Origin of the sequence: Gilvimarinus polysaccharolyticus, from assembly GCF_001187555.1 — a bacterium.
In the GTDB taxonomy this organism is placed as follows: Bacteria; Pseudomonadota; Gammaproteobacteria; order Pseudomonadales; family Cellvibrionaceae; genus Gilvimarinus; species Gilvimarinus polysaccharolyticus.
The window spans coordinates 611605-636783 of record NZ_LFIJ01000002.1 but is presented as its reverse complement, the minus strand read 5'-3'; the positions used below and the strand labels follow the sequence as shown (position 1 = coordinate 636783).

The 25179-nt window shown below is 44.4% G+C and carries 25 protein-coding genes; 16 read left to right on the top strand and 9 right to left on the bottom strand.

The window, feature by feature from the left end; all coding sequences use genetic code 11:
• Positions 1–6 precede the first annotated feature (6 nt).
• Complete coding sequence (locus tag GILYN3_RS11285; protein ID WP_049723080.1) at positions 7–1905, bottom strand: ATP-binding protein; 1899 nt, start codon at positions 1903–1905, stop codon at positions 7–9.
• A 575-nt stretch (positions 1906–2480) separates the two neighbouring features.
• Here GILYN3_RS11285 and GILYN3_RS11280 point away from each other — a divergent pair.
• Positions 2481–2930 (top strand): hypothetical protein, encoded by a 450-nt coding sequence (locus GILYN3_RS11280; protein WP_049723079.1) that lies wholly within the window; start codon positions 2481–2483, stop codon positions 2928–2930.
• A gap of 201 nt (positions 2931–3131) precedes the next feature.
• Positions 3132–3308 carry a hypothetical protein gene (locus tag GILYN3_RS16665; protein ID WP_157484926.1) on the top strand — a complete coding sequence of 59 codons (177 nt, stop codon included), beginning with the start codon at positions 3132–3134 and terminating at the stop codon, positions 3306–3308.
• 280 nt (positions 3309–3588) lie between these two features.
• Here GILYN3_RS16665 and GILYN3_RS11275 read toward each other — a convergent pair whose 3' ends face one another.
• The 3 genes from GILYN3_RS11275 to GILYN3_RS11265 all read right to left on the bottom strand — a co-directional run bounded on the left by GILYN3_RS11275 (position 3589) and on the right by GILYN3_RS11265 (position 6412).
• Positions 3589–3780 (bottom strand): helix-turn-helix transcriptional regulator, encoded by a 192-nt coding sequence (locus tag GILYN3_RS11275; protein ID WP_049723078.1) that lies wholly within the window; start codon positions 3778–3780, stop codon positions 3589–3591.
• Positions 3770–4141 (bottom strand): hypothetical protein, encoded by a 372-nt coding sequence (locus tag GILYN3_RS11270; protein WP_157484925.1) that lies wholly within the window; start codon positions 4139–4141, stop codon positions 3770–3772. The genes GILYN3_RS11275 and GILYN3_RS11270 overlap by 11 nt, the downstream gene beginning before the upstream one ends.
• A gap of 555 nt (positions 4142–4696) precedes the next feature.
• The gene (locus GILYN3_RS11265; RefSeq protein WP_049723076.1) at positions 4697–6412 is read right to left on the bottom strand and encodes a metallophosphoesterase family protein; all 1716 of its coding nucleotides are present in this window, start codon (positions 6410–6412) and stop codon (positions 4697–4699) included.
• Positions 6413–6876: 464 nt separating this feature from the next.
• Between GILYN3_RS11265 and GILYN3_RS11260 the strand changes: the two genes are divergently transcribed.
• Positions 6877–7920: a hypothetical protein gene (locus GILYN3_RS11260; protein ID WP_049723075.1), complete on the top strand. Its 1044-nt coding sequence runs from the start codon at positions 6877–6879 to the stop codon at positions 7918–7920.
• 182 nt (positions 7921–8102) lie between these two features.
• On the opposite strand, the gene GILYN3_RS11255 is transcribed toward GILYN3_RS11260, so the two are convergent.
• Positions 8103–8438, bottom strand: coding sequence for a winged helix-turn-helix transcriptional regulator (locus GILYN3_RS11255; RefSeq protein WP_049723074.1), 336 nt, complete (start codon positions 8436–8438; stop codon positions 8103–8105).
• A gap of 109 nt (positions 8439–8547) precedes the next feature.
• On the opposite strand from GILYN3_RS11255, the gene GILYN3_RS11250 reads away from it, so the two are divergent.
• A complete protein-coding gene (locus GILYN3_RS11250; RefSeq protein WP_049723073.1) occupies positions 8548–9315 on the top strand; it encodes an SDR family NAD(P)-dependent oxidoreductase in 768 nt (255 codons plus the stop codon).
• A 199-nt stretch (positions 9316–9514) separates the two neighbouring features.
• Here the strand turns inward: GILYN3_RS11250 and GILYN3_RS11245 are convergent, their stop codons facing one another.
• On the bottom strand, positions 9515–10831 hold the full coding sequence (locus tag GILYN3_RS11245) for a hypothetical protein (protein WP_049723072.1): 1317 nt from the start codon (positions 10829–10831) through the stop codon (positions 9515–9517).
• A 597-nt stretch (positions 10832–11428) separates the two neighbouring features.
• Between GILYN3_RS11245 and GILYN3_RS11240 the strand changes: the two genes are divergently transcribed.
• Together GILYN3_RS11240 and GILYN3_RS11235 are read left to right on the top strand one after the other, a co-directional pair.
• Complete coding sequence (locus tag GILYN3_RS11240) at positions 11429–13606, top strand: TonB-dependent receptor (protein WP_049723071.1); 2178 nt, start codon at positions 11429–11431, stop codon at positions 13604–13606.
• A gap of 15 nt (positions 13607–13621) precedes the next feature.
• On the top strand, positions 13622–14749 hold the full coding sequence (locus GILYN3_RS11235; protein WP_049723070.1) for a PepSY-associated TM helix domain-containing protein: 1128 nt from the start codon (positions 13622–13624) through the stop codon (positions 14747–14749).
• A 338-nt stretch (positions 14750–15087) separates the two neighbouring features.
• On the opposite strand, the gene sodC is transcribed toward GILYN3_RS11235, so the two are convergent.
• On the bottom strand, positions 15088–15603 hold the full coding sequence (gene sodC, locus GILYN3_RS11230) for a superoxide dismutase family protein (RefSeq protein ID WP_049723069.1): 516 nt from the start codon (positions 15601–15603) through the stop codon (positions 15088–15090).
• 486 nt (positions 15604–16089) lie between these two features.
• Between sodC and GILYN3_RS11225 the strand changes: the two genes are divergently transcribed.
• The 8 genes from GILYN3_RS11225 (at position 16090) to GILYN3_RS16730 (ending at position 21166) form a co-directional block, all read left to right on the top strand.
• Positions 16090–17364, top strand: coding sequence for a sugar phosphate isomerase/epimerase family protein (locus tag GILYN3_RS11225; protein ID WP_084005373.1), 1275 nt, complete (start codon positions 16090–16092; stop codon positions 17362–17364).
• Between the two features lie 135 nt (positions 17365–17499).
• Positions 17500–18105 carry a DUF2238 domain-containing protein gene (locus tag GILYN3_RS11220; RefSeq protein ID WP_232305575.1) on the top strand — a complete coding sequence of 202 codons (606 nt, stop codon included), beginning with the start codon at positions 17500–17502 and terminating at the stop codon, positions 18103–18105.
• Between the two features lie 417 nt (positions 18106–18522).
• Entirely contained in the window at positions 18523–18735 is a 213-nt protein-coding gene (locus GILYN3_RS11215) for a hypothetical protein (protein WP_049723067.1), read from the top strand.
• 55 nt (positions 18736–18790) lie between these two features.
• Positions 18791–19123, top strand: a complete 333-nt coding sequence (locus GILYN3_RS11210) for a hypothetical protein (RefSeq protein WP_049723066.1) — start codon at positions 18791–18793, stop codon at positions 19121–19123.
• Between the two features lie 296 nt (positions 19124–19419).
• Complete coding sequence (locus tag GILYN3_RS11205) at positions 19420–19839, top strand: DUF4168 domain-containing protein (protein WP_049723065.1); 420 nt, start codon at positions 19420–19422, stop codon at positions 19837–19839.
• Positions 19840–20054: 215 nt separating this feature from the next.
• On the top strand, positions 20055–20345 hold the full coding sequence (locus GILYN3_RS11200; protein ID WP_049723064.1) for a YkgJ family cysteine cluster protein: 291 nt from the start codon (positions 20055–20057) through the stop codon (positions 20343–20345).
• A gap of 113 nt (positions 20346–20458) precedes the next feature.
• Entirely contained in the window at positions 20459–20974 is a 516-nt protein-coding gene (locus GILYN3_RS11195; RefSeq protein ID WP_049723063.1) for a hypothetical protein, read from the top strand.
• A gap of 63 nt (positions 20975–21037) precedes the next feature.
• Positions 21038–21166, top strand: coding sequence for a glutaredoxin family protein (locus tag GILYN3_RS16730; RefSeq protein WP_198147347.1), 129 nt, complete (start codon positions 21038–21040; stop codon positions 21164–21166).
• A 228-nt stretch (positions 21167–21394) separates the two neighbouring features.
• Here GILYN3_RS16730 and GILYN3_RS11190 read toward each other — a convergent pair whose 3' ends face one another.
• Positions 21395–22834 (bottom strand): hypothetical protein, encoded by a 1440-nt coding sequence (locus GILYN3_RS11190; RefSeq protein ID WP_157484924.1) that lies wholly within the window; start codon positions 22832–22834, stop codon positions 21395–21397.
• Between the two features lie 525 nt (positions 22835–23359).
• Between GILYN3_RS11190 and GILYN3_RS11185 the strand changes: the two genes are divergently transcribed.
• Both GILYN3_RS11185 and GILYN3_RS11180 read left to right on the top strand, forming a co-directional pair.
• The gene (locus tag GILYN3_RS11185; RefSeq protein WP_049723061.1) at positions 23360–24337 is read left to right on the top strand and encodes a glycosyltransferase family 2 protein; all 978 of its coding nucleotides are present in this window, start codon (positions 23360–23362) and stop codon (positions 24335–24337) included.
• Positions 24334–24741 (top strand): GtrA family protein, encoded by a 408-nt coding sequence (locus GILYN3_RS11180; RefSeq protein WP_049723060.1) that lies wholly within the window; start codon positions 24334–24336, stop codon positions 24739–24741. Before GILYN3_RS11185 ends, GILYN3_RS11180 begins: the two co-directional genes overlap by 4 nt.
• Positions 24742–24829: 88 nt before the next feature.
• On the opposite strand, the gene GILYN3_RS11175 is transcribed toward GILYN3_RS11180, so the two are convergent.
• Positions 24830–25120 carry a hypothetical protein gene (locus GILYN3_RS11175; protein ID WP_049723059.1) on the bottom strand — a complete coding sequence of 97 codons (291 nt, stop codon included), beginning with the start codon at positions 25118–25120 and terminating at the stop codon, positions 24830–24832.
• Between the last annotated feature and the right edge of the window lie 59 nt (positions 25121–25179).

Genomic DNA, 25179 nt, shown 5'->3' with positions numbered 1-25179 from the left:
AGCGCTCTATACTACAGCTACGACTCTTTGAATTTCTTGAATCAGGTCATTCTTTGATTTTGAATTATACCCTAAGGACTTTGTAATTCCTTCAACTTTTTCGATGAGTCGATTTAATTCATGAGTGTTAAGCTCTATATCTCCATTTTCATCAATTATTAGGTTAGACCAAACCACATCAATATCTAAAGGTTTTTTGGGCATAAAACTATTTATATTAAAAACTTCATGCTCGCTCTTTGTTATCCAACCAGCACCAACTTCGGACAAAGCAGGCCAACTTAACGCCATGGAATCGCTCGTAATGTAAACTACATAAATTTTTTCTGTTGAATAACTTTCAACGAAAAACTCTCTAAGATAGTCAAATATTGGAGTCTTATTCGGTATTACAGATAAGTGATTGTCGGAGGATGTATATATTATTTCCTCCGCCTTAATGCCATTAAAAATAAGTAGATTATATATAAAGTCGCAAACAACCTTATCTTTGTTCGAATGGCTTAACAACAACTTCTTTTTTGATTCGTCAATAGATTTTTTAATTCCCATTGAGGGAAGGTTCTTGTTGATTTCTCTTTCAATAAGACTCTTCAACCTCTCAGAATCAACTCCCTCGCCAGAAAACATTTTGACTATTTCATTAGCTGCTGAACTAGACGCATTACTTTTAAAAGAATCAATCTGCTTTCTCAACTCCGCCTCTCTTTTAGAGTTCTTTTCATTCTTCTGTTTGTCCTTTTCATTTTTAAGCAATGAAGCATACTTAACTCTCATAGACACGGCTTTAGGAAGCAAATCATCTCTCACATATTTAATAACTTCTTGATAACGTCTGTCCTCAGTTTTGTAGCCCTGCCTGTTACTTAGTGCCATATCTGGCAAAGATGTTTCCTCGAACAAATCGACATGAAGTTGGCCAACTACGTATAACTCCGACATCGCATTCTTCCCAACAATCGGTAGTATATTGTATTCACCAAGCTTGTTATTAGAGAGTAGCGATATAAAATTGTCTGGAAAATCATTGGTATTTTTCTTTCTTCCTTTAGTTGACCTATATACACCTATCCACCCACATACTTCCAGATCAAATACGTCTTCTTCTCCATCTTTACACTCTAATTTAAGAGATATTTTTTTGCTTTCCAAATTCTTTAGAAGATCTTTATTAAAATTATCGTTATCATTTAGTTTACTGTTGAAGTTCTTCGATAAGCTTTTGTATTGATCGCCCAAGGTAATCAACCCACCCAACCCCCTAATAAGCTCTTCCTCAAAAGAATCTATTACAACACTTTTTGATCCAATCAGTACATGAATACGAAACTCTTTGTTCACATGAGGAAATATCTTTAATAGGTTGTTTTTTACAGCACTCAGAGTTTTGTGAAGCGTATATTGAGGTGTCTTCATCACCACAGATGTTCCATTTTCTTGTATTCTTTTAAATTTTATGGACTCATCAGGTATGGGATCTAGAAGATTGTCATCATTGACGTTTCTCGAAAGAACAAAACCAGATTTCTCACCGTTTTTAATAGTTTTTATCTCAACATTAGAAGATACCGATAGAGCCGCTAGCTTACCAACACCTTTTCTTCCCATTTTTCTTCTTTTTCTACTACTCCCTTCAACATAATCCTGATCTTTCTCCGTACGCGTCTCATTCGCTACATTTAAATACTGATTAATATCACCATCCGCATACGACATTCCCGATCCGTCATCTTCTACGGTTAAGCTTCCTTTCTCTTGAATTATATAAACGTTTTTTGCATTCGCATCATATGCATTTGCTATTAGCTCAGCTAATATGAAATATATATTTGTATAGAGGCTTGGGCCGAGCAGCTCCAATATTCTTGGGTCAATTGAGATTCTATATTCTTTCTTATCTTTCACAGCAATAATCCATATAGTCTGATGAATTAACGATTGGTAAAACTAGCAAGGCGCAAACTACTAGTGTCAGGCCTTACATTTCACAAAGCTAACAAACCATCAGGGTCAAGTCTTGCCTTTTGCCTTACGCACTAAAACCCAAGGTTCACGCCTTTGATTTATGAACCACCAAGATTCATAAACTATTAATGTCGCGAATGATTTGACTAACTAAAAGGAGGGGGAAAACACTGCGTTAAACCCTGGGCCAAGCCCTTATTATCTCACCTTCCAAATTGGCTAAATCTTGGTTTATCGTGGCTTGCCATTTTGGCAAGCGGCCCTTGCAGGCGATAAACCTTACGCGTTATGCGCTATGTGGCAAATCGTGCCATGGATTAGGGTGTTTGGCAACCTTGTGGGACCGGGTTGTTTTAGTCCGTTGACAGGCTTTACAGGGCACAGGATAATTAGCGCTGGGCTTGTTGGGCGCCCGCCTCGCAAAAGTGATTCACCAATCGTATCTACAATCTGGCAAGCTTTGCTTGCATATCATCTCTGGCCGATAGCGAGTAGGTCACTGTATTGGAGGCGATATGCATACACCATCCCATTCCCCTGGTTCTTCCTCGGCAGTTGTCGAGTCGTTTTTGCGCGAGGCCAAAAGGCTGCAGCGCGCGGCATGCTCTGGCGATCTTGCCGATTGTTTGCCGGTTTTGCGGCGTTTGATTGCCCAACAGGTATTTACCGGTGTGACCTTACCCCAGCTGCGCCGGCGGCAAGATTTTGTGCAGCGCAAACATACGTTGCAGTTGCTTGCGCTTGAGGCGGGCTATATAAGTTGGGCTGAGTGCCGTAGGGCGCTGGAAGCCTTATCCACTGAGCGGGCAGAGCAGTACAACATTGCATTGCGCTATGCGGGGTACCCTAATCATTGGTTTTCATCGCTGCAAGAGGCTAGGGCGTTTGCATTTCAGCATGGGGGCTACCCTTTAGCTTATGGCCGCCAGGGGGTTGTGATTCCCGCAGGTCATCACAGCCACTAAGTAAATCAATGGGCCAAGCTGAAGTTTATGGTGCAATAGTTACCCGCGCTTTCTTGACCGGCCCACTCTAGCAGCCCGAGCTCGTCTACCCGTTAGGCTAGCCAATCATCTATATATCGATGATTGGCTAGCACTTAAAGGTAAGCTTCGTCTGACCGCGCTTGTCTTCTGCCGACTTTCTGCAATTCTTCAGAATGGTTTATGGCTTCACGGTCTGCCAAGGCTTTGCGTCGCACGTGGGGTAGTTTTTACAGCTTTTTAGACAGCCGCGGCACGGAAGCCGCCATGATGTTTGGCCACTACTCACACTATTGTTGGCTTGGCTTAGTGATTGTTTGTTCTTTGCAGTTGATAGGTTGGTGTGTGAATCGCTCATAGTAGTCCCCTTTTGCAGAAGATACGTATGAGCGAATGATTTAGATGACGTACGCAGCCATTAAAACGCCCTAGAATGGCCGATATAGCCGGAAGAAGTAGAGAGAGACGAAGCTTCTAGCACAAATAATCACGCCAATACCGGCGCCCCTTACCCGCAGGCCGAACTCTTCGAGGTAACGAAAGAATTGATTCTGCAGATATATCAAGGTCGAAGACCATTGGAGCCTGGCCTTTGATTGTGGTCTCCCCTAATCCATCAGCACAACCTGCGCTATATACATTAAGCTGGCTCAAAGATCCCCTCAATAGTTTCATCAAAAACCGCCGCAATCGCAAAGGCGAGGTGCAGTGAGGGGTCGTGCTTGCCTCGCTCTATAGCGTTGATGGCCTGCCTAGAAACGCCTAAACGTGTACCTAACTCCTCCTGTGACCAACCTTTTTCCGCTCGCAATATCTTAATTTTATTGTTCAACGTTGTTCTCCATTAAAAGCAAATGGAGAATGAGACCATGACCACCAAAAACCACCGGTAATACAAACGCTAAACTGACGCTAGGCATAGGTATTTTCATGGCCAACATGCCGTAAGCAAAGGTCACAAAGCAAACAATACCAATAACCCATAAAAATGCCTCGCCGGTTAGGCGCTGCATGTATTCATCTAAAGCACGAAATCGAGCACGATAGATAATAAAGGCCCAGAACAATGGTAGCACCGGCAAAAGTGTTACCGCGATTAACAGCCAAGTAGGCAGTTCAAGCAACTCTATCGATATTGTCTGCACCGCTATCAATACTAAAAAGATAAGCATCGTCAGCATAAAACGTTTCATAAACCAACTTTCCGTACAACTTTTTGTGTCCATATGGCCACCTCGTTATAAAATTTTTGAGAGGTCCTCAGGTAAACCCAACGCTTTCATGCCAGAGTAATGATCCTCCGAGATATGTAATGTATACCTTACACATCATTAGTGTCAAGCTTACCTTACATAATAAGTATAAAAGCGAACGATTGATAAATGGGTAAGCGGAGCTTAGATGAAAGTTATAGCGGCAAAATCATCACAAAAATACCGACCGGCCCTTATTTGCTGACCGAGTTCTTCGCCCGGCCAACGAAAACAAAGGCGCAGGTCTTGAATTGTGAATCAACTATAAACTTAACCATCTAAAATTGAATCTGACGATTCGTGAGAGCGCAACAGAGTCAACTCTTGTCTTTTCCCCAACAGAGCTTTTAATGTTGCGGCTTTTCTACTCTTAATTTTTACTACTAAAAAAGCCCTAACCTACATAGGTAGATTAGGGCTAATAGCGAGGTGGCCTATTCAACCGCAGCAACTTGCCGCGAGCGGGCGACCCGTAATAGTTAGTGCATGCTAATGTTATCGCTCGACTAGCACTCGAACCACTTTGTTGTATTGACGATGATCAAACTCGCCAGTGGCCATACCTGCATCATCCATAACTGGGAAGACAAAGCGCGGGGTCATAACAACCTCGTAGTTGTAATCGCCGGCTGGGCGAACCTCTACTTCTAGAAAGCCGTAGTGCTTGCCGCCTGATACTAATTTATTACCGTCCCACACCTCAGGAGCATCGCCGTGCGCACTCCAATGTGAGGCTTGCGCATCTGCTGGCAGTAAGTCGAAAGGTACGTAGTCGGTGGTGGGTGGATAACCTGGCCCGCGCAAACCATCGCCGGCAAAGCCCACATCCCAGTAGCTCACGCCATCAATGTTGACGTATTCAAGCAGTTCATCGTGCCCAGAAAGCACAGCGGTTACGCCGTAACGTTCAAACAGCTCGTGATAGATACGCATAGGCATACCGGACTGGCTATCTTCGCCATTGGCAATACCGGCAGAGCCAGAGGGCAGACTGTGAACACCGGTGCCAAAGGCGCTGTGATGATACTGCACAAAAATAACCTGACCTTGTGCTTGCGCGTCGGCCAACTCACTCAATGCCCAGTTCCACTGCTCAGTACCGCGGTTAAAATCTGGTACACGTGAAGCAGCGCCATCGATATACAAGTTGGTATCCTGGCTGGGGTCGGCATCGTTACCGTTAGAGGAATCCAACGTGATTAATGTCACCGGGCCGTAATCAACTCGATAGTAGCGTTTTTGATAGCGATCATCACTGGCATGGTTAGTGGGCAAATCCCAATAAGTGTTCCACTTATCGTAAGAGAGCATTGACGCCTCGGCGTTATAGCCTGGATACTCAGGGTGCCAATAGTTTTCATGGTTGCCAAGCGCTGGGAATATCGGGGTAGAAGACGCTAACGTGCCCCACTCACCGGCACTGTGTCGCCAAAACTCATCCCAATCTAACTGACGGCCACCTTTTTCTACCAAATCGCCGGCAATCACCCAAAAGTCGGGGCTTCTTAACTCTGCATACGTCAGGTTAGCTTTGTAGCCAGTGGTTTGGTCTACAGGATATTGACGGGTATAGGTATCAGGGTCTGTCCCTAATTTTTCTCCGCCGAGCGCCAATGCATTGGCCGTCCAGCGAACGGTTTTTTCGGTCGACTCTGGTTCGGTTTCCATATCCGACATAGTCACAAAGCGAATAGCCTCACGGCTTTCTTTACTGGGTGATGTTTTAAAGTTTGCTGTGAATTCATCAGCACCGGGCTGCAGCACGGTGTAGTCATACGATGTTCCAGACTCAAGCCCATCGATTTTCACATAGTGTTTATACACAGCTTGAGGCGCCTGCCCATCGGCAACATCAGCATGTGTGGCACCAAAGTTTGACTCACCGTGAATATAATCGATCTCAGATGTGCCGTAGGTTAAAGCATCGGTCATTTGTATTTCAGATTGGAATGATCCAATGCCGTCAACCTCAACAGTTGCCGACTCGGCAGCACTGCCAAACCAAGTCACACTAATTGAACTGGTAGTGGGATTTTGCACGTAAGGTAAAATATTAATCGTGGTTGCTTCTACTGGGGTTGGCGCTTCTACCACCGGGGCTTCCACAACGGGGGGATCCACAACAGCCGTGGAGCTATCTGAATCGCCACCGCAACCCACTAGAACACTCACCCCTACCGCTAAGGCAGACTGTAAAAAACATGGTTTCATTACATCATTTCCTAAATTAATTAAAAAAACAAATCCATTTCTATTTCATCAGCCAATAGCGATAAAACCTGCATGCCAAAGACGATTATTTATATAAATAATCGTCAATAAAAATACCAATAGTTACATGCTGATCAATCAGAAACTGGGGTGATTCCGTATGAAGGGTCTTGTCCTTAAGGGCTAGAGCAGAGTAATTTGAGATTGTGGCGCTTTGGTTACGACAATATTAATTATTTAATTTAGGAGTATCGCGCGGTTAGAGTAGGCATGTTTATTTAAGGCTAAATCGTGTCAGATGAAACTGATGGAGCATATCTCTACACGTCACGTTTCCTATGTGCCTCGTTGGCCGACCCGCATGCTTTGACTTGGTCGTTTATGTAGCGTTTTTTGACTTTTTAGCCACACCCCAACTAGTATAGGAATCTTCCCAAGAGTCGATTTGTACAAGGAGTGTCAATATGACCGGTTCTAACATGTCCCTTCGCGATTATCTTACTCAGGTATACCCACTCGCTCAGTCTGATTTAGACACCATGAGTGATGCTGCAGTAAACGAATTTTTCAATTCACTGGGCTTTTACTTTCAACTTAGCCCGCAACCTACCGATGCTATTCCGCCAGGAAAAATTTCCCCGCGCAATCAGGCCGAGCTACCGCAGCTTGGCGAGCTGTACTGGCCCTCAGTGATCAATCCACAGGGCTTTTGGTGCCGCAACCCATATGACCCAACCGCTCCCCTTAACAACAAGTACGTCAACGGATTTGCATCCGGCAGTCGGGTAGAGGTGTGCCACTCAAATGTTTACGATGGCAGCTTGGGGGTTTACTACTATTTGGCACCAGGCTCGGGCGTTGCGGTTGACCTTGGCAAAACTCTAGTGGCCCGAAACAAGTTAGATGCACTGCGCAAGCTAGGTTGTAACAACGATCAGATTGCAAATGCACTGAATACCCCTGATACCGCATACTGGCCTTACTACACCGGTGGTCAGCTACCACCGGCGGGCAGTCAAAAGTTATTCAGAAATTTAGTATCGGACTATGTGGCAGAAAATGGCGTGACTACCGAAACGGCGCAAAACGAGATTATTGATGCGGCGATTGACGAGACCAACTACCTCTATGGCCGCGTCAATGACACCGGCTGGCAGGTAGATGTGGATAATTTTAAGCTGGCAAAAAACGCCGGTTACGATACTGTACAGCTGACCACCCAAGCTAATATGAATAACGGCTGGGCGTTTGAGATTATCGACTTGCGAGTGGTCGCAGACGGTAATTTGCAAACCACGATGACTCATTTAAACCAGTATCACTCCATTGTGAATCCTTTTAATACCAACAGCTACAAACCGGTTAACAACACCTGGCCCTATTACAATTTATACGCGAAAGGCACGCTATCTGAAATCGCGCGCGATTACCCATCCTATCAGGGGCGTTTTCCCTTTTCTGGGCCGGGTTTTATCAGACCTTCAGCAATTCCCGGTTATCCTTGCTAATTAGCCTTAGACCGGTCAGTTGCGACTACGCAGTTTCGTTAATACAGTGGCCGCTTAATACCGGCCGAAAATAAGGCAGAACGGGACCAGGTCTTGATACTTGAATACATCTTTCAAGACTTGGGCTCTGCCACCAGTGGCAGGCTTATCTTACAATCATACCGCGCAGTAACGTCGCGACCTCAAGCATTCATTTCGCCTTGTAATTCTTTTAGTTGATCAAGAATACGAATAAATTTCTCGCCCAAGGGTGTAACCACGTACTCGACTTTTGGTGGAACTTCGTTATATTCGATACGCTTTAGAATTCCGAATTCAATGTTCTTTCTCAGGCAATCGTTAAGTACTTTCGTTGACAGGCCTTCAACACTTCTCACCATTTCTCCTGGTCGATTGATATTCTCAGCCAACAACTGATAGACCGTAAGTGACCATTTACACCTAAAAACACTCTCTAACATTCGTGCGCTTTTCTCAGGTGGCGAGCTTCGAGAAAATAATTTTTCGTTATTAATCATAAAGATGCACCCAACTGTACCTACCTTACTTATTTGTACCTACTTTTTACCAACAACCGATACTTGTAACCTTCTACCTCACTTTACAAGAGCTTAGAAGGACTATCAGATGAAAAATTCAAGTCAACCCACAGCACTGATTATTGGTGGATCAAGCGGAATGGGACTAGAAAGCGCAAAACTACTATTAAACCGCAATATAAAAACGATCATTGTAGGGCGCAACCTAGAAAAACTTGCAAAAGCGAAACAAGAACTTTCTGCATTTGGTGACATTGAAACAATGCAAGCAGACCTCTATAAAGCCGAAGATCAGCGAGCTATTATTGAGTTTGCTAACAACACAGATTATCACATTAAGTATTTACTTAATTCAGCTGGTTACTTCAAACCCTTGCCGTTCGTCGAACATGGTAATGATGACTACGATACTTATCAAGAATTAAACCGAGCCATATTCTTTGTATCGCAAGCAGTAGCCAAAAATATGATTCGCAATGGCAGTGGTTCAATAGTCAATATCGGCTCTATGTGGGCGAAACAAGCCATTAAAGCCACGCCATCTTCAGCATATTCAATGGCAAAGGCAGGCTTACATGCACTTACACAGCACATGGCAATGGAACTGGCAGATCACAATATTCGAGTGAACGCGGTCTCGCCAGCCTTAGTTAAATCAACAATATTCGAGTCATTTATTGACCCAGTAGCAATGGATGAAACGCTTGCAACCTTCAACGGTTTCCATCCCATAGGAAGGATAGGCCAACCCGAGGATATAGCTAAAACTGTCGACTTTTTATTAAGTGACAACGCAAGTTGGGTCACCGGCGCCATTTGGGATATTGATGGAGGGGTAATAGCTGGTCGGAATTAAGTGTAGCAGGTAACCAGTATTTTTTGGTTACCTGCTTGATAGCGAAGCGACTAATTTAAGAAGAGCCACTAAAATTAGCCGCCGTTAGTGAAAGGAGGGGTTAAGACCTAAGCTCTGCCTTGCTGAAAACTGACTAAATTTTGGTTTATCGTACCTGCCTCTGTAATGCGGGTACGATTGGCCTAGTGCTATAAATATACTACATCTTAATCCGATAATCTTTGCTCGCGATTTTAGCAACATATGGCAAATACGTTTTTTCTGGATTTGCATAACTTTCTTTAAGGCTCTGTGTTACTACTTTTACATGCGCGTTATATTTTACTTTGAGCATTTCATAATTTTTACCGTTTTTATCATCGCCATAAACCATGTTGATGCCTTCCTCGGAATCTTGGTAGACCACCCATTTACGATCAATCCTCTTCATATCTACTGTCACACTAGTCGAAATTCGTTCTAATGTGATTTTAGCTAAACGATCGGTAACAATGTCATGAAACACTCGATCTACATGGTTGCGAAAAATCGACGCGCGTGACTGCATGGTAAAAAACTTATCAGACTCGTTAGGGTTTTTGGTTTTGTAGTCCACCATTGCCGCTTCTTGATAGAGTAGAATGTGCATGCTTGTTGCCAACATATAGGACTGTAACCCTACACGCTCAAATCGCTCTTGTGAGAGAACACCTATAACCGCGTACAGTGACTGAGAATATTGTTCCAATATCGTATAAAGTGCTTTTCGATCCTCCATATCACTTAAGTCACTTTTCGCTTTACGATTCAGATAGTCGATTGTTAAGTAAGAGATGATTCCATCTAAGCGCCCAGCAAATTCGGTTACCGTATTTTCGGTTATCTCCTTTTTCATAACGTTAGCAATGGTCTTGGCTAAGTCTTCTGAATCCGGACCGAATAAAGCTTCACTGACGGCTTTAAAAATTGACGCACCAACTTTGCTGCCTGCACTGCTCGCGGCGGAGCTTAAAATTTTAAGTAGGATTTTTGCTACCAAACTTTCGCCACCGGTTAAGCGGGGGCTAGGTAAGCTCGCAATCTCATCCACCACCATGTTGTTCACTAAACCCTCGTCGGTAATCAAGGTTCCTTCAAATAAGTGGATAGTGATTGCATAGTTGGTGGTTCGCACTAAGGCGCCAGTCCCCTCCGGAACATCCTCATATGCTTGGCTAAGGTAGCTGAACACATCGGACTCTATAGTTTCTCCGGGGATTAACGGCGCGCTCGAGTGAAGATCCGCCAAAGCACAGTGTTTAGACAGTTCAATAATTCGATGAGCTCGTTCATCTAGCTCAAAAAATTGATCTCTACTGGCAAGTTTTGGCAGTTGGTCATCTTGCATTGGCCCACGCTGTACCTGTTTATTTAACTCGTCTAGCGACAAGCTACCGGGCTCTGCTTCCCTCATCAATTTCGCTGTACCATGCAACTTTTGCAGTACATAGTCCGCCGGTGCCGATGTAAACAATTGTTTAAAAATAATGTAGCTCATACTAAATCACCTCCGTTTCCTTGGTTGGCTGAAAACGCATCCTAGACAATTGTTATCGAATCAAGAAAACACTATCGGAGTCGGGTCATTGATTTATGACGCCCTAGATAGGATTAACCAACAATTAATTCTACGATTGATCTAGCTGTCTGGCGGAGAGAGAGGGGAAATTCTGCGCTAAATCCTAGGCTAATCCCTTAATTATCTCACCATCCAAGCTGGCTAAATCTTGGTTTATCGTGGCTTGCCATCTTGGCAGGCGGGTTTTATATACGATAAACCTTACGCGCTGTGGGACTTATCCTGCCAGCGTTAGGCGGTGTTGGCAACTGTTTGCAGGGGGCTTTTGTGCCAACTTTGGAGCCAGCTTGTTTGATAATTTCAGAAAAATATAAAGGTATTCACATACTCGATTGTCAGGACTGCTCTTAACTCTTTATGTCGCAGCTGGCTACCTTCAACCGCACGACTCTATGCTCGCACATTTATGTCTGTGATGAGATTGTAGCAAATTTCATTTTTACCCAAAAAGCAATACAAACGATAACGATTGTCGTTTATAGTGTCGGTTTTACCCTCAGTCTTTCGAGATAAACCATGAAAATTAGCCAGAAATTACTCGCAGCCTTGCTGGCCAGCGGCACCCCTTTAGCGATTGCTCAAGACTCTAACGTCGATGCTACCCAGTCGAGCACCGAACCTGCAATGGAGGAGATGGTGGTAACCGGGCAACGCTCACAAGTAGAGTTGCTGGAGGAGTACAGCGGCGGGCAAGTTGCCCGCGGCGGCCGTGCCGGCTTGTTGGGTAATCTGGATTTTCTCGATGTGCCTTTCTCAGGCACAGCCTATACCGCCTCTCTGGCGGCAGCGCAGCAGGCAGAAAGTATTGGCGATGTTTTACAGAATGATCCCGTGGTGCGGGTTGCCAAAGGTTTTGGCAACTTCCAAGAGGTATATATCCTGCGGGGCTTTCCGGTTTATTCCGATGATATTACCTTGAACGGGGTTTACGGTATTTTGCCTCGGCAGTTTGTCGCCGTCGAGCTGGTTGAGCGTGTGGAGGTGTTTCGCGGGGCCAATGCTTTTTTAAATGGGGCGGCACCCGGCGGCAGTGGTGTTGGGGGCACGGTTAATTTAGTACCCAAGCGGGCCCCCTCCGGTGGCGTTAAACGACTGACAGCTGGGTATGAATCTGACAGTCAGTACCAAACAGCTCTTGATGTGGGCCATCGCTTTGGTCAGGACGAGGCTTGGGGCATTCGCGTTAATGCCGTTCGCCGTGATGGTGAAGCCGCCATTGATAATCAAGAGCGCGAGCTAAATGTGCTCTCGCTAGGTACGGATTATGCGGGCGAGCGCTTTCGTTTTACGGCTGATTTTGGTCATCAGGACAATCATGTTGACCAACCGTTGCCCCAGGTCACACCATTGGGCGATATTCCACAAGCGCCAGAGGCCAGCCGTAATTTTGCTCAGCCTTGGACCTATAGCGATGAGAAGCAAACCTTTGGGGTGATTCGCGGCGAGTACGATGTGAATGATGCGGTTAAGGTGTGGCTGGCCGGTGGTGCGCGCAGCGGTGAAGAAGCAAACCTACTGGCTAACCCTAAATCCGATGCTGAGGGCAATCTATCCTCTAGTCGTTTTGACAATACCCGCGAAGATGATGTGGTCTCTCTTGATGGCGGCGTGGAGCTGACATTTACCACCGGCACGACGGATCATACCTTAGTGTTTTCGGCCTCTTCTGTGGCGCTAGAGTCGAAGAACGCTTTTGCCTTTTACCTAACGCCCTTTACCTCGGATCTTTATGACCCACTTGTGGCTACACCGCCGCAAACCGGTATTTTTCCAGGGGGTGATTTGAATGACCCGCTGCTAACGGAAAAAACCCAAAATAAAAGCCTTGCGCTAGCGTACACGGCGACACTGCTGGATGACCGCCTGTTAGCCACTGTGGGCCTGCGTCATCAGAGCATTACCACCAATACATTTGATTACAACGATGGCTCAGAGCTATCCGGTTATGATGCGTCGAAGGTAACTCCAGCCCTTGGTTTGGTGTGGAAAGCGTCGGAAAATTTATCCTTTTATGGCAACTATGCCGAGAGCTTACAGCCGGGCTCTGTTGTACCGGCTACCAGTGGCGGTGTAATCATCAGCAATGCGGGTGAGGTTATTGACCCATTAACCGGCGAGCAAGTTGAGCTGGGCGTTAAGTATGATGCCGGTGCTTTTGGCGCTACGGTAAGTGCATTTACGCTGGAGCGGGCCAATACCATCTTGGTTGATCAGCGCATTACGACCTCTGGCCAGCAAGAGAACAAAGGCATTGAAGCCAGCCTGTTTGGCGAGCCCACCGAAGGTGTCCGTGTGATTGGCGGAGCCACTTATTTAAAATCAGAACTTGCTCGCACTCAAGATGGACTTAATCAGGGTAACTCTCCAATTGGTGTGCCAGAGCTACAAGCTAACGTCAACGTCGAGTGGGATGTGTTAGCGGCGGCAGGCTTAACGCTTGAAGCGCGACTGGTGTACACCGACAGCCAATATGCCAACGCAGACAACACGGTAGAGCTGGATAGCTGGCAGCGTTTTGATCTAGGGGCTCGCTACACAACGATGTTTAATAACAAACCGATAACCCTTCGCGCTCGCCTAGACAACGTGTTTGATGAACAGTACTGGGCTTCGACGGGCGGGTTTCCGGGCGCCAATTATCTTATTTTAGGTAATCCGCGTACGCTGTCAGTATCTGCTTCGATTGATTTTTAATGCTACGGTAGCGCGATGAAAACCAAGAGCATTTTTATCTGGAGCTGGGTCCACACGTGGTCCAGCCTGATATCCACTATTTTTTTAGTCATGCTCTGCGTGACCGGCTTGCCGTTGATCTTTCATGATGATATCGATACAGCACTTAACCCCGATGTCTGGGAGCCGGCTAACCCCGCGGGCGAGCACTTAGACCTCGACCAAGTGCTGGCGTTGTCACTGGATAACCGCCCCGGCGAAGTCCCCATTTATATGAGCTTTGATACTGCGAGGCCCGTGGTTAATGTCACTACCGCCCCAAGCGCCTCTGCTCCCGGCTCGCAAATGCATTTTGCTTCGTTCGATCTAACCAGTGGCAACCTAGTGCCTCCGGCCGATGTTGGCGAGGGCGTGATGGAATTTATCTTACAGCTGCATACCGATATGTTTTTGGCTTTGCCCGGCATGTTATTTTTGGGGTTAATGGGTTTTACAGGCGTGGTCGCGGTGGTGTCCGGCGCGGTCTTGTATGCACCGTTTATGCGTAAACAAAATTTTGGCGTAATCCGGCGGCAAAAATCCAAACGTGTAAAGTGGCTGGATTATCATAATTTTCTTGGCGTGGCGACCCTTGCTTGGGTGTTGGTAGTGACCGTCACCGGGGTGATCAACGCGTTAGAAACACCACTGATTGATGCTTGGAGAGATCGCGAGCTAGGCCAATTAATTTCACAAAACACGACTACCAGCCTGACAAAAGATAAGGCCAGCTTGGATGCGGCCGTAAAAGAAGCCGTATTAGCCGCACCCGACATGACATTACAATTTGTCGCGTTTCCCGGTAGTGCGTACTCTAGCTCAGCCCATTATGCGATTTTTTTACATGGCGATACGCCATTGACTGAACATTTGATCACTCCGGTTTTAGTCAATGCCGGTACTGGCCAGATTGCCGGCCAAAAAGAAATGCCTTGGTATATTAAAGCGCTGTCTTTGTCGCGGCCATTACACTTTGGCGATTACGGCGGCTTAACGCAAAAGATTGTCTGGGCGGTATTGGATATATCGTTACTTATCGTATTGCTGTCTGGCCTGTACTTATGGTGGAAAAAACATCGTACTCGCGACTCTGAAGCGACAAGTGGTAAAGGTATCGCCCTGTGAAGCGACAAAAAGTACGCAATTTATTAGAGATATACAAATCCCCTGCTGTTATTTTTATTCTAACACTGGGCGGGCTAATGACATCACTACTAACAGAAGGGTGGATGGATCTTGTCGGGGTCTTGGCAACCGCGTCATCACTACTGATCATTATTTGGGGGTTTATCAACCCAAGATCAGGCGCTTAAAATAAGCCGGGTAAGATTGAAAAGCCCCTGAGTTTATCGGACACTCAAATTAATAGACTTACTACCGGAGTGAAAGATGACCGTCTTACTTTTACCTTTCGTGCTTAACCAAGCACCGTCTATGGCGATGCCTGTTCGCGCTTGTAACGGCTAATCGATAACGCCGCAGGCGATTCGCTTGCCGCCACCACCGAGCTTAGACGGCGTGTCAGAGTAGTTGTCGCCACCACTGTGAATCATCAACGCTTTCTCATCCAAATCACTTAGTTGCAATCGTGGTGCAAGAACAGCGTTAGTCGCTTCTCCATTTTGTGAAACATACAGAGCCGGCAAGTCGCCTAAATGGCCTTCACCCCAAGGGGCGCCATGTTTATCGATATTAACTGGATCATAGTGTCCACCCGCTGCGCCAGCGGGTGTGCCATCTTCGCCGGCCTCGCAACTGCCACTGCTGTGTAAATGAAAGCCATGAATGCCCGGCGTCAAGCCGGATAATTCTGGCTTAAACAAAATACCGTACTGATTGTGTTCGATGTGCATTTCACCCAGCACCTGCGAGGTTCCTTCGGCATCAACGCTATACATAGTAATCGACGCGGTCTCGGCAGCGGCTTGAGTGACGACTAGCGAGCAACAAGCGGCGGCTAAAGTCTTTAAATACAACATAACTGTCTCCCTTTGACTGAAAGTGATGCGTGCGCAAAACATCACGCACAGGCAACCGCTAACAAGCAACGTCAATGCCACCTATGAAGAAATCAGCCATCATCATCTAAGGCCTGCATAAGAAGGCGATACAGAGCTTTATCTGTTTATGGAATGTGTTAATGACACAAAAGTTTTGTAATTGTCGCAAAACGAAGCAACTAATCTTTAAGAGAAAATTGACTCAACGAGCTTATAAAAATCAAGATCATCAGGTTCAAGCCTTACTTTTTGTCACACACACCTAAACCCCGAGTTTGGTCCTAATTATTTCATCTTCCAAATCGGCAAGTCTTGGTTTATCGTGACGTATCGTTTTGGCTCATACCCTAAGTAAAGCGAATCATGCATGGTTAAGCGCCGGCCCAACCGCGACAACCTAAGATTGGTTGGCATCATTTAAGGTCCAGCACGATTAGCCTTAAAAATAAATAACAGGTCAGACATATGAGAGTTATAACATCGATAATCTTGATTTTTCTTTTTAGCCAAGGCTGTTTAGCACAACACTCGATAGAATCCCAATCTGACCGCTTACATCAATATTCTGGACATTGGGTTAGCAGCGCCCACATCGATACAGATAAGGTCGATACATTTCCAGCTATTAAGATGAATAATATTTCGCTCATGGATAACCAATCAATGCAGGTGGAGGTATTACAATATCAAAATGGCGAATACCAACCAATACTAACCGAACTGATTGGATACGATTCAAAAAGTGATCAAGTTATCGCGCTAGGGCAAAATCAAGAAGGTGTTATTTTTAAAGGAAAGGGACGATTTACATCTGAAAACAAATGGAAAATGCTAGATGTCGATATGCTGGGTAACTTTTATTTAGCTGTCGAGTTTGATTTTCAAACCCCGACCAATGTATTGCTTGAAGGGTTTGATGAGTCAGGGAAAAGCCTTTGGCAAACTCGTTATATAAAATCTAACCCAAAAGATAAAAATATTGGCGTTCAATTAGTATCGGTACACAAAGAGATGCAGAAAGACCCTGTAGCCACCTTGCGGGAACTTGGACGAATGGGCTATAGCTATGTAGAAACATTTGTTTATGATGATGGTACTTTTTATGGGATGTCACCAACCGATTTTCGTAACCTCGTAGAAGCCAGCGGAATGCAATTTTTAGGCTCTATGACATTTCATGATCTTCCCGCCAGTGATGACTGGAGCAGAGCTTTAAAATGGTGGTCAAAAACGATCGATGACCATGTAGCAGCCGGCGTACAATATTTAACAACGTCTAACAATCAATTAAAAACCGTAACGACCAAGGCCGAACTTAAACGCTATAGTGATTATTATAATGCGATAGGAGAGCTATGCCGTAAAAAGGGGATAAGCTTCGCGTTTCATAATCATGCCGATGAATTTAACAGGGTAGAAGGTGTGCGGATCTATGACTACTTTTTAGAGAACACCAACCCAGAATATGTTTCCTTTCAGGCTGACATTTATTGGATGCACGTAGGTGGAGTAAAACCAGTAGAATATTTTAAAAAACACCCAAACCGATTTTTAAGCTGGCACATAAAAGACTATAAAGAGCTAGGTGCCAGCGGGAAAATTAACTGGGAAGAATTGTTTAATCACCCAGAGTTTGACGCGCCAAAATATAGAGTCGCAGAGGTAGAGGATTATTCTTACCCACCAATGTATAGCGTCCAGCTGGCATGGGAGTATTTATATTATCAGATGCTAAAGTAATTATTGGGCGGCACAATTAACCTAAAGCCAGTGGTAAGCATTTACTGCCACACAAGCAGTGCTAAAAATATTAATTATTGTAGTTTGACGCTTGGCGACGGGCTTTAGGTTATAACACAGGATAGAATCAATAATTTGGGCGTTTCAGGGGTATCTAACATTAAATATCTGTGGCTAGTAATTTTTTCAGTGGTTTTGGTCTGGTCTGGCATAAACCCCAAAGATCAATTCACATGGTTTTTAGAAGTTGTGCCAACTATTATTGGCGTTATTTTAATCGCCACCACCTATAAGTCTTTTAAGCTGACGCCAATATTGTATTTTTTTATACTGGCACACTGCCTTGTGTTAATGGTCGGCGGTCATTATACCTATGCAGAAGTGCCGTTATTTGATGGCTTGTTTGGCGCAGAAAGAAACAACTACGATAAAGTAGGTCACTTTTTTCAGGGTTTTGTACCGGCCTTATTAGCCAGAGAAATACTCATACGTAAAGGTATCGTAAATGGAGACTTTTGGCGCAATATTATTATCGTATCGTTTTGTTTAGCCTTCAGTGCATTTTATGAGCTTATTGAATGGTGGGTAGCCCTTGGTACAGGCGAAGATGCGGAGGCATTTTTAGGCACACAAGGTTATATTTGGGATACGCAATCAGATATGGGGCTGGCTTTACTGGGGGCAATATGTGCGCTGCTTACTCTATCTACCGTTCATAATAAGCAATTAAATCTACCCTAAATTAAAAGCTCGATACACTATACTGTCAGGTGATGACGGAGCTGAGCGCAAGCTTGTATACCAATAACCACCTTACATGGCGCCATACCTAGGTGGCGCATATCGCACGGCTTAACCTAGAAACGGTACTAATATCGTTAAGATCAATGCCTATTGGCAATTACAACCCTATACTACACTGCCACCATTCCCAACAAACCCAAAACCGTTTATAGTCTTAGCTCTGCCAAGTAGGAAGGAGAGGTACTAGACTCATCAGGTGATATGCACGTGTTTCCTCATCGCTTCAATACTAAGCCTTCATAAAATTACGGCTCATCCTTCTTACCGAAGCAGCTCTCGGCAATGAACACTTAAAAATTGATCTATAAATTCCTGCTGTTAATGATTTAAATTTAAAAAATAGAAACCATTCTTATGAATAACAAAGAATTTATTTATAACCGTATTCGTATTTACACTGGAAAAGATTTTGACCCTATGGATGATGAACAGGTAGAAAAGATTTTGCGCGCTAAATTTAATATATTTCTACCGCAAAGAACATCCATCAATGAATCGTTAAAATCAACCACAAGTGATCATGAAATATTAAGTCTTATTTTGCAGTATCGCGCGACGGAAGAATAATTATTAGCCACAACCTCAATAGACTTGTGGCATTAATAAAATATAATGGATTATTATGATCAAACTTAGCTTTTTACAGTGGGCAACGCTTGCCTCTGAACTTCTGTCTTTTTGGCTAATCTACCAACTGTGGAAAACCTCAGACTATTTGTTCTTTAAAGCAACTCGTACCGCTTTAACATTAATTCCTATCTTAGGCCCATTATTTTATCTATTTACCGCCAAACCACCTAATAATATGCCAGCGCATTTACGAGACAAACCTAACAGTACCGACTACGTCGATCTCGGCCACAGACCTAATTACACCGAGAAATGGCAACAACAACGCCCTGAGCTAGCAAAGAAAATTCGCCAGCTAAAGAACTCTTTAGGTAAAAAATATTAACGCCAATAATGCTTACTGAAATGCATTAGAAACCCACTCTGACTAATTACTGTATAGTTATAAATTATTAAAAATAAAAAATGTGACGCAGTTTTATTGTTAATTTATATTTTATGCACCCCACACATAAGTAAGAATGTTTTACTCACTATAAATTATTTTTTAGTAAATATTACAAATTATTCAATCACCATCATGCTAACTCGCCCAGATCAGGCGCTTTAAAAACCGGCACGGTTCATGCTCCTGCTAGTCCAGTACATTTTAATGTCTACTTAAGTAACTAGGAGTCTACTATGAAAACCGTGAAACAGTCGCTATTAAGTATCGTTATTGCTACTGGCCTTGCCTCTACGGGTGTTTACGCCGCCGAGCAAAAACCTCAAGCACCCACTGCACCAGCAATGCCAGAACAAGCGGCACCAGCAATAAACGTAAGTGACGAGCAAGTAGGAGATTTTGTTGCAGCGTATGTTGCTGTGCAAACGTTAAACCAGGAGTACGCCACAAAGCTTCAGGCCACCAGCGATAATCCAGAAAAATCTCAACAGCTACAGAAAGAAGCTCAAAGTGACATGCAGGCGGCCATTACCGAAACAGGCCTAAGCTTAGATGAGTACAAAAAAATCGCGCTTGCAGCTAATGATAACGAGCAACTGCGTCAGAGAATTTCATCGGCGATTAACGAAAGCACCACGGCACCGTCCGATAGCTAAACTTATGCCACGCGGGTATTCAACCCGCGTGGCTTTTATTGCAACTAGCCGAGCCTTCTATTCCTCACAAAGCACTAAACTACCGATACATCTTTACCTTCCGTCAACTATGCTCACCAAACACAAGATAATTACCGTTATTAGGGGTAACATTAGCGCCATACAACAGACTATGCTGCACCCCGGCACTATCTCAGCACTATCTCGGCAGTACTATGACTATTAACGTTAAAAACCTATCCGAACCCACAGTGACATGCTCTACCTGTAAAGCTTGCTGTTGCCGCTTAGAGGTGCTGCTAATTAGCGAAACAGGTGTACCCAAAAAACATATCGCCACAGATAAATGGGGTGGCGAAACCATGCTGCGCTTAAACGACGGCTGGTGCTCGGCGCTCGACCGAAAAACTATGTTGTGCACCATCTACGAAAACCGCCCTTGGATTTGCCGCGAATTTGAAATGGGCTCTTACGAGTGTTTGGAGGAACGGGCCGAAGGCATGTGATAAAACATCAACGCTATACTTGATTGCACATTAAGTCTCTAACCAACCAATGGCTGACACCGGCCACTGGTTGTTTTATAATCAACAATCTTTTATAGCCCCGTAACCGTAAAATGATTCAACCGGCCTCATTTTTCAGCACTATAGCGCCGCTTAAGGCATACAACAGCGAGCCCGCATCGTTTGCTAACGCACGCCCAAACCTTAGCCTCGCAAACAACGGACTGCAGCCCTTAGAGCGAATCAACCGTGCCCCGCAGACCAAGCCTGACAACTTAGATCAAAATCCAGAGGACCAAACCAAGACCGCACAGAATGCTCTGGATTTTATTGATACTATTTTAACCAACGGGGAGTTTTTACCGGTTACCAGCACCCCCCTAGAGCCGGCGTCCTCAGATAATCCCAGCTCGAAAAATCACAATTTTAACGGCCAGACGTCTAACGCTGCCGTGACAGCTATCAGCTTAAACACTCAAAACATGGCTAATGTTCGAGCCGCCGCCCACGCTTGGCAACAAAATTTACCCGAGCGAATCAATACCGATGCCTTACCGGACGCCATCACCTCTTATCTTAAGGTACAAACGGGCGACACTCCTGCGTTGGGGCTATCACTGTTTGCATAACCTGTATCCGAATCTATTGATGTAAAAGTTAACATCTACACTCATGCCACCATTGATGACTCTGTGTTTTATCAAGTAGAGGCTCCAACTCGAGTGGTTATGTACGCCAGCTGGTGTGGTTACTGCAAAAAAGCTCGGCGTTACTTTCGCGCCAACAACATTCCGTTTACCGAATACGATATCGAAAAATAATCAAGCCGCGCGTAAACGTTACGATAAACTTGGAGGAAAAGGGATTCCGGTGATATTAGCTGGCGGTAAACGCATGAATGGCTTTAGCCCAGCAAGCTTTAATAGAATTTATCAGAAAAAATAAATAATCTTTAACATTATCACCACATTCTTATCAAACTCTTATTTTTATGAATTAGCTTTATTCACGAAAAATCTGACACATGATTTAACTCATTAAAATAGCCGCTAATTTTTTAACACAAACAATACACCATGCTCATCACGGGTAACAATGTCAAACTCTGACTCATAGGTATCTGGATTAAATTTCGGATATCTATGCGTCGAAATCACTAACATTTTACTATTAAAGCTTTTAAGCTGCTGCTTCATTGCTTTAGGCGACAGCGGGGTGCAGCCCTGATTATTACAATTTACCCGATCTCGGTAGCGACCTACACCATACCAATCTCCAATCGTCACTCCCGAGAAAAAATAAACTGCATTTTCAAAACCTAATTGCATTAAGCGTGAACCATACTGGTTAATATGTTTATCTGCCGCTAAGAATAATTGTACTCCTGGCCGATTATTATATTTTTCTCTATCACCATAATTAAATAAATAATCTACCCGTCGCTCAATAGCAGCGATTATATCCCGGTCACGATACTGATAAAAAACACCAGAAACAAACAATAACAAAGTAAGGCCACCTGACAAAACCATGACTGCGGGCCGTTTAAATACTCTTAAAAACTGTAAGTATTGCTCTAAAAAATAATAGCCTCTGGATAACGTATAGGCACTTAATGCCATGCCCACCCCATAAATAGGAGACAAATATCGATCTACTTGAGATACATAAAACCAAAACAAAAAATACAGAATAAAAATAACTTGTAGCATTCTAATCAAGCGCGGCACTTTTGTTAAACATAAACTAACAAAGGCCAAAACCCATAATACAACCCCTGCCGTCCATAAACTTAATGGCAAGTAGAGCAAATTACGAGTAACACCAAATGTTTTTTGCTCGCCATACTGAGAGGCAAGATCTACTGCATCCCACAAAAAATACCCAAAATACGGCCCACCGGCTGGATGTACCGGATCACCCGAGATAATAAAACTGCGTAAATACCAACCCACACCGGTAATTAAAGTAAGCAGCGAAAACCACAATACCGTTTTAATATCGCGACTGGAAAACACCAAATAAATACCCAATAAAGCCACAAAAACACCGCCAAACAACTTACTGCCCGCCGCGGTTCCAGCTAAAATCGCACTTATTAATACCCACCCAAATCCTTGTGACTGCCTATGCTTTTCATACCAGCATGCCAAAGCCAATGAGGCAGCAAAGCAAAACAGTGCAAGCCCGTTATCTACATAGGCATAGCCTAACGTCTCACGTACCGGCTGCAGTATAAAAAGCAATAAGCCGGTTATCGCGCCCCACAACCATTGGCCACTGAAGTGTTGACTTACCCCCATTAAACCTAGTGCCATAACAAATAGAGGAAGAGTACAAAACAACTGGGCGAGAGTTGCATCACCAAACAACAACCCTACAACCATTAATAAATTGATGTTTTGCGGAAACAAACCAAAACGCACGTACTCATGTAATACCAGCGATTGTTGCTCTAAGTAGTGACGCGCCAGGGGTAGTTGATACATCGTATCGTCCCAAACACCTGGCGAGTGGTAAGATACGAGCAGTACTAATAGAAAAAATAATATCGCCGATAAAAGTGCTAAGAAGTTGCAACGAAGAGTAGGCAGGCGGTTTGTCGATGATGCGAAACACCACAAAAATAATACGCTAAGGCATAATATTATCCCAGCTGTAACCATTACCGCACCACTGGTTAAACAGCCCACTAATGCTAATATAAACAGTAAAAATATTTGTAACGAAAGCCCTAAAGATAAAACAAAAAAACCATACAGTGCCGTATTATTTACCAAAATACTGTCGCGCTGTAATACTCTCGCCACACTTAGGCCAGCAGCACCCAATATGCTGGCATGGCCAAGCAACAATAATGCCTTAAAAGCTAGGCTAATTAGCTCTAGTAACATAAATGTATTCCCTGTCCGATAGCTTTATACCTGCGAGGCTTACTACCAATTATTAATATAGCGGTGTGAAGAAGTCAGCGGCCAAGCTACAATAACCTTAAACTCTAAAAGATATGGATTATGCCCAATACCGACCCTGCCAACCGTATTGCTGTTATTTTGCCGGCTTACAATGAAAGCGCGACTATCGCGCCGACTATTGAGGCCTTTTATGCGCAACTGCCCGACGCTGAGTTTATAGTGGTTGATAATAACTCAAGCGATGATACCGGAGCCATCGCTCAAAGTACGATACAACGGCTGGGGGCACGCGGACATGTAATAAACGAACCGCGCCAAGGCAAAGGCAATGCCGTACGGCGCGCCTTTTTAACTATAGATGCCGACATCTATATTTTAGCCGATGCAGACCTGACCTATCCTGCCGAGCAAGTACACGAGCTAATACAGCCTGTCGCCCAAGGGCATGCCGATATGGTGGTAGGGGATAGGCACTCTGGGGGCCAATACAGTAGCGAAAATAAACGCTTATTCCACAGCTTTGGTAACACCTTGGTTCAATGGTTAGTTAACCGACTGTTTGGCGCATCGCTGGTCGATATCATGAGCGGTTACCGTGTTTTTAATCGAACCTTTGTTAAGTCTTACCCTATTTTAGTAGAAGGTTTTCAGGTCGAGACAGATATGACTCTGCATTCACTACACCGCCGAATGCGTATTATCGAGATCCCCGTTGCCTATCGCGACCGACCGGTGGGCAGTGAATCTAAACTTAATACCTTTGCCGATGGCGCCCGGGTGATATTTACCATCGCACAAATTCTACGTTACTACCGACCCCTCATATTTTTTATGACTTTGAGCTTTATTTTTGCAGCTGCAGGTTTTATTGCTGCGTTACCGGTTTTTCACGACTGGATAACCGAGCGCTATATCCATCATGTGCCATTAGCAGTATTAGCAGCCGCTTTTGAAATTGTGGCGTTTTTATTACTCGCAGTTGCATTAATTTTAGATTCTATTACCCATCACGAAAAAATGCGTACCGAACTGCATCAGCTCGATTTAGAGGGCAACCGAACTCGCCAACAACCATGAAGCGATTATTTTTTTATTTACTGGTAGGGGGCGTAGGTTTTATCGTCGATGCGGCTTTGCTAACACTGCTGGTAAACGTATTGGACTTTAACCCCTATCTTGCACGCTTATTATCGTTTCCACCTGCTGTATTAGTCACCTGGTTATTAAACCGTCAGCTAGTGTTTGTAAGTCAGGCCGATACAGTAAAAACCCGCTCACTTGAATACGGCCGTTATTTTACGGTGCAAACAGTAGGGGCACTGATTAATCTTGCCGTGTATATGGGCTGTCTTACGCTTTGGGTCACGCTGAAAAACTGGCCGGTATTAGCGTTGGCGGCAGGTTCTGTGGTCGCTTTAGGGTTTAATTATGTGGGAGCTAAATGCTGGGTCTTTGGCCAGGCTAATAGGCCGAAGGTGTAGTGTTTATCGTGGTTTTAATATTATTTTCAGTGAACACAAACAAAAATGCAGCAATCCCTTTGCTGCATTATCTAGATACTCTTAACGATTATCCACGCGCTTTAAATTCGCGGATCAGTTTGTTAAAGCTTTCTGCATATTCTTCTAAATCTTTCACGGCTTTCTTTTGCTCACTGCGAGACATTCCCGAACAACCAATGTATTCCTCCATCGCTTTAACGTAAGCTTTTACCTCGTTATTCGCCTTAACCATTTGTGCGGTTACGGCACTGGCTGGATCTGGAAACTCACCTGGCTGAGTGGGTTCGCTACAGGCTGCGCTGTAACCCGATACGGTTAAACCTGCCAGTAGACAACCCATAAGTAAAAGTTTATTCATAGCTTAGATCTCTTTTACAGTTTTTATACTTAAAGCATACACGCCAGTCTAATGGGCGG

What these genes read in the sequence shown, in the direction of transcription:
- GILYN3_RS11180 (WP_049723060.1), top strand. Translation starts at nt 24,334, where the DNA reads ATGAAGCGATTATTTTTTTATTTACTGGTAGGGGGCGTAGGTTTTATC.
- GILYN3_RS11175 (WP_049723059.1), bottom strand. Translation starts at nt 25,120, where the DNA reads ATGAATAAACTTTTACTTATGGGTTGTCTACTGGCAGGTTTAACCGTA.
- GILYN3_RS16665 (WP_157484926.1), top strand. Translation starts at nt 3,132, where the DNA reads ATGGCTTCACGGTCTGCCAAGGCTTTGCGTCGCACGTGGGGTAGTTTT.
- sodC (WP_049723069.1), bottom strand. Translation starts at nt 15,603, where the DNA reads ATGTTGTATTTAAAGACTTTAGCCGCCGCTTGTTGCTCGCTAGTCGTC.
- GILYN3_RS11215 (WP_049723067.1), top strand. Translation starts at nt 18,523, where the DNA reads ATGAATAACAAAGAATTTATTTATAACCGTATTCGTATTTACACTGGA.
- GILYN3_RS11255 (WP_049723074.1), bottom strand. Translation starts at nt 8,438, where the DNA reads ATGATTAATAACGAAAAATTATTTTCTCGAAGCTCGCCACCTGAGAAA.
- GILYN3_RS11190 (WP_157484924.1), bottom strand. Translation starts at nt 22,834, where the DNA reads ATGTATCAACTACCCCTGGCGCGTCACTACTTAGAGCAACAATCGCTG.
- GILYN3_RS11210 (WP_049723066.1), top strand. Translation starts at nt 18,791, where the DNA reads ATGATCAAACTTAGCTTTTTACAGTGGGCAACGCTTGCCTCTGAACTT.
- GILYN3_RS11245 (WP_049723072.1), bottom strand. Translation starts at nt 10,831, where the DNA reads ATGAGCTACATTATTTTTAAACAATTGTTTACATCGGCACCGGCGGAC.
- GILYN3_RS11265 (WP_049723076.1), bottom strand. Translation starts at nt 6,412, where the DNA reads ATGAAACCATGTTTTTTACAGTCTGCCTTAGCGGTAGGGGTGAGTGTT.
- GILYN3_RS11270 (WP_157484925.1), bottom strand. Translation starts at nt 4,141, where the DNA reads ATGAAACGTTTTATGCTGACGATGCTTATCTTTTTAGTATTGATAGCG.
- GILYN3_RS11250 (WP_049723073.1), top strand. Translation starts at nt 8,548, where the DNA reads ATGAAAAATTCAAGTCAACCCACAGCACTGATTATTGGTGGATCAAGC.
- GILYN3_RS11225 (WP_084005373.1), top strand. Translation starts at nt 16,090, where the DNA reads ATGAGAGTTATAACATCGATAATCTTGATTTTTCTTTTTAGCCAAGGC.
- GILYN3_RS11260 (WP_049723075.1), top strand. Translation starts at nt 6,877, where the DNA reads ATGACCGGTTCTAACATGTCCCTTCGCGATTATCTTACTCAGGTATAC.
- GILYN3_RS11240 (WP_049723071.1), top strand. Translation starts at nt 11,429, where the DNA reads ATGAAAATTAGCCAGAAATTACTCGCAGCCTTGCTGGCCAGCGGCACC.
- GILYN3_RS11235 (WP_049723070.1), top strand. Translation starts at nt 13,622, where the DNA reads ATGAAAACCAAGAGCATTTTTATCTGGAGCTGGGTCCACACGTGGTCC.
- GILYN3_RS11200 (WP_049723064.1), top strand. Translation starts at nt 20,055, where the DNA reads ATGACTATTAACGTTAAAAACCTATCCGAACCCACAGTGACATGCTCT.
- GILYN3_RS11205 (WP_049723065.1), top strand. Translation starts at nt 19,420, where the DNA reads ATGAAAACCGTGAAACAGTCGCTATTAAGTATCGTTATTGCTACTGGC.
- GILYN3_RS11195 (WP_049723063.1), top strand. Translation starts at nt 20,459, where the DNA reads ATGATTCAACCGGCCTCATTTTTCAGCACTATAGCGCCGCTTAAGGCA.
- GILYN3_RS11280 (WP_049723079.1), top strand. Translation starts at nt 2,481, where the DNA reads ATGCATACACCATCCCATTCCCCTGGTTCTTCCTCGGCAGTTGTCGAG.
- GILYN3_RS11185 (WP_049723061.1), top strand. Translation starts at nt 23,360, where the DNA reads ATGCCCAATACCGACCCTGCCAACCGTATTGCTGTTATTTTGCCGGCT.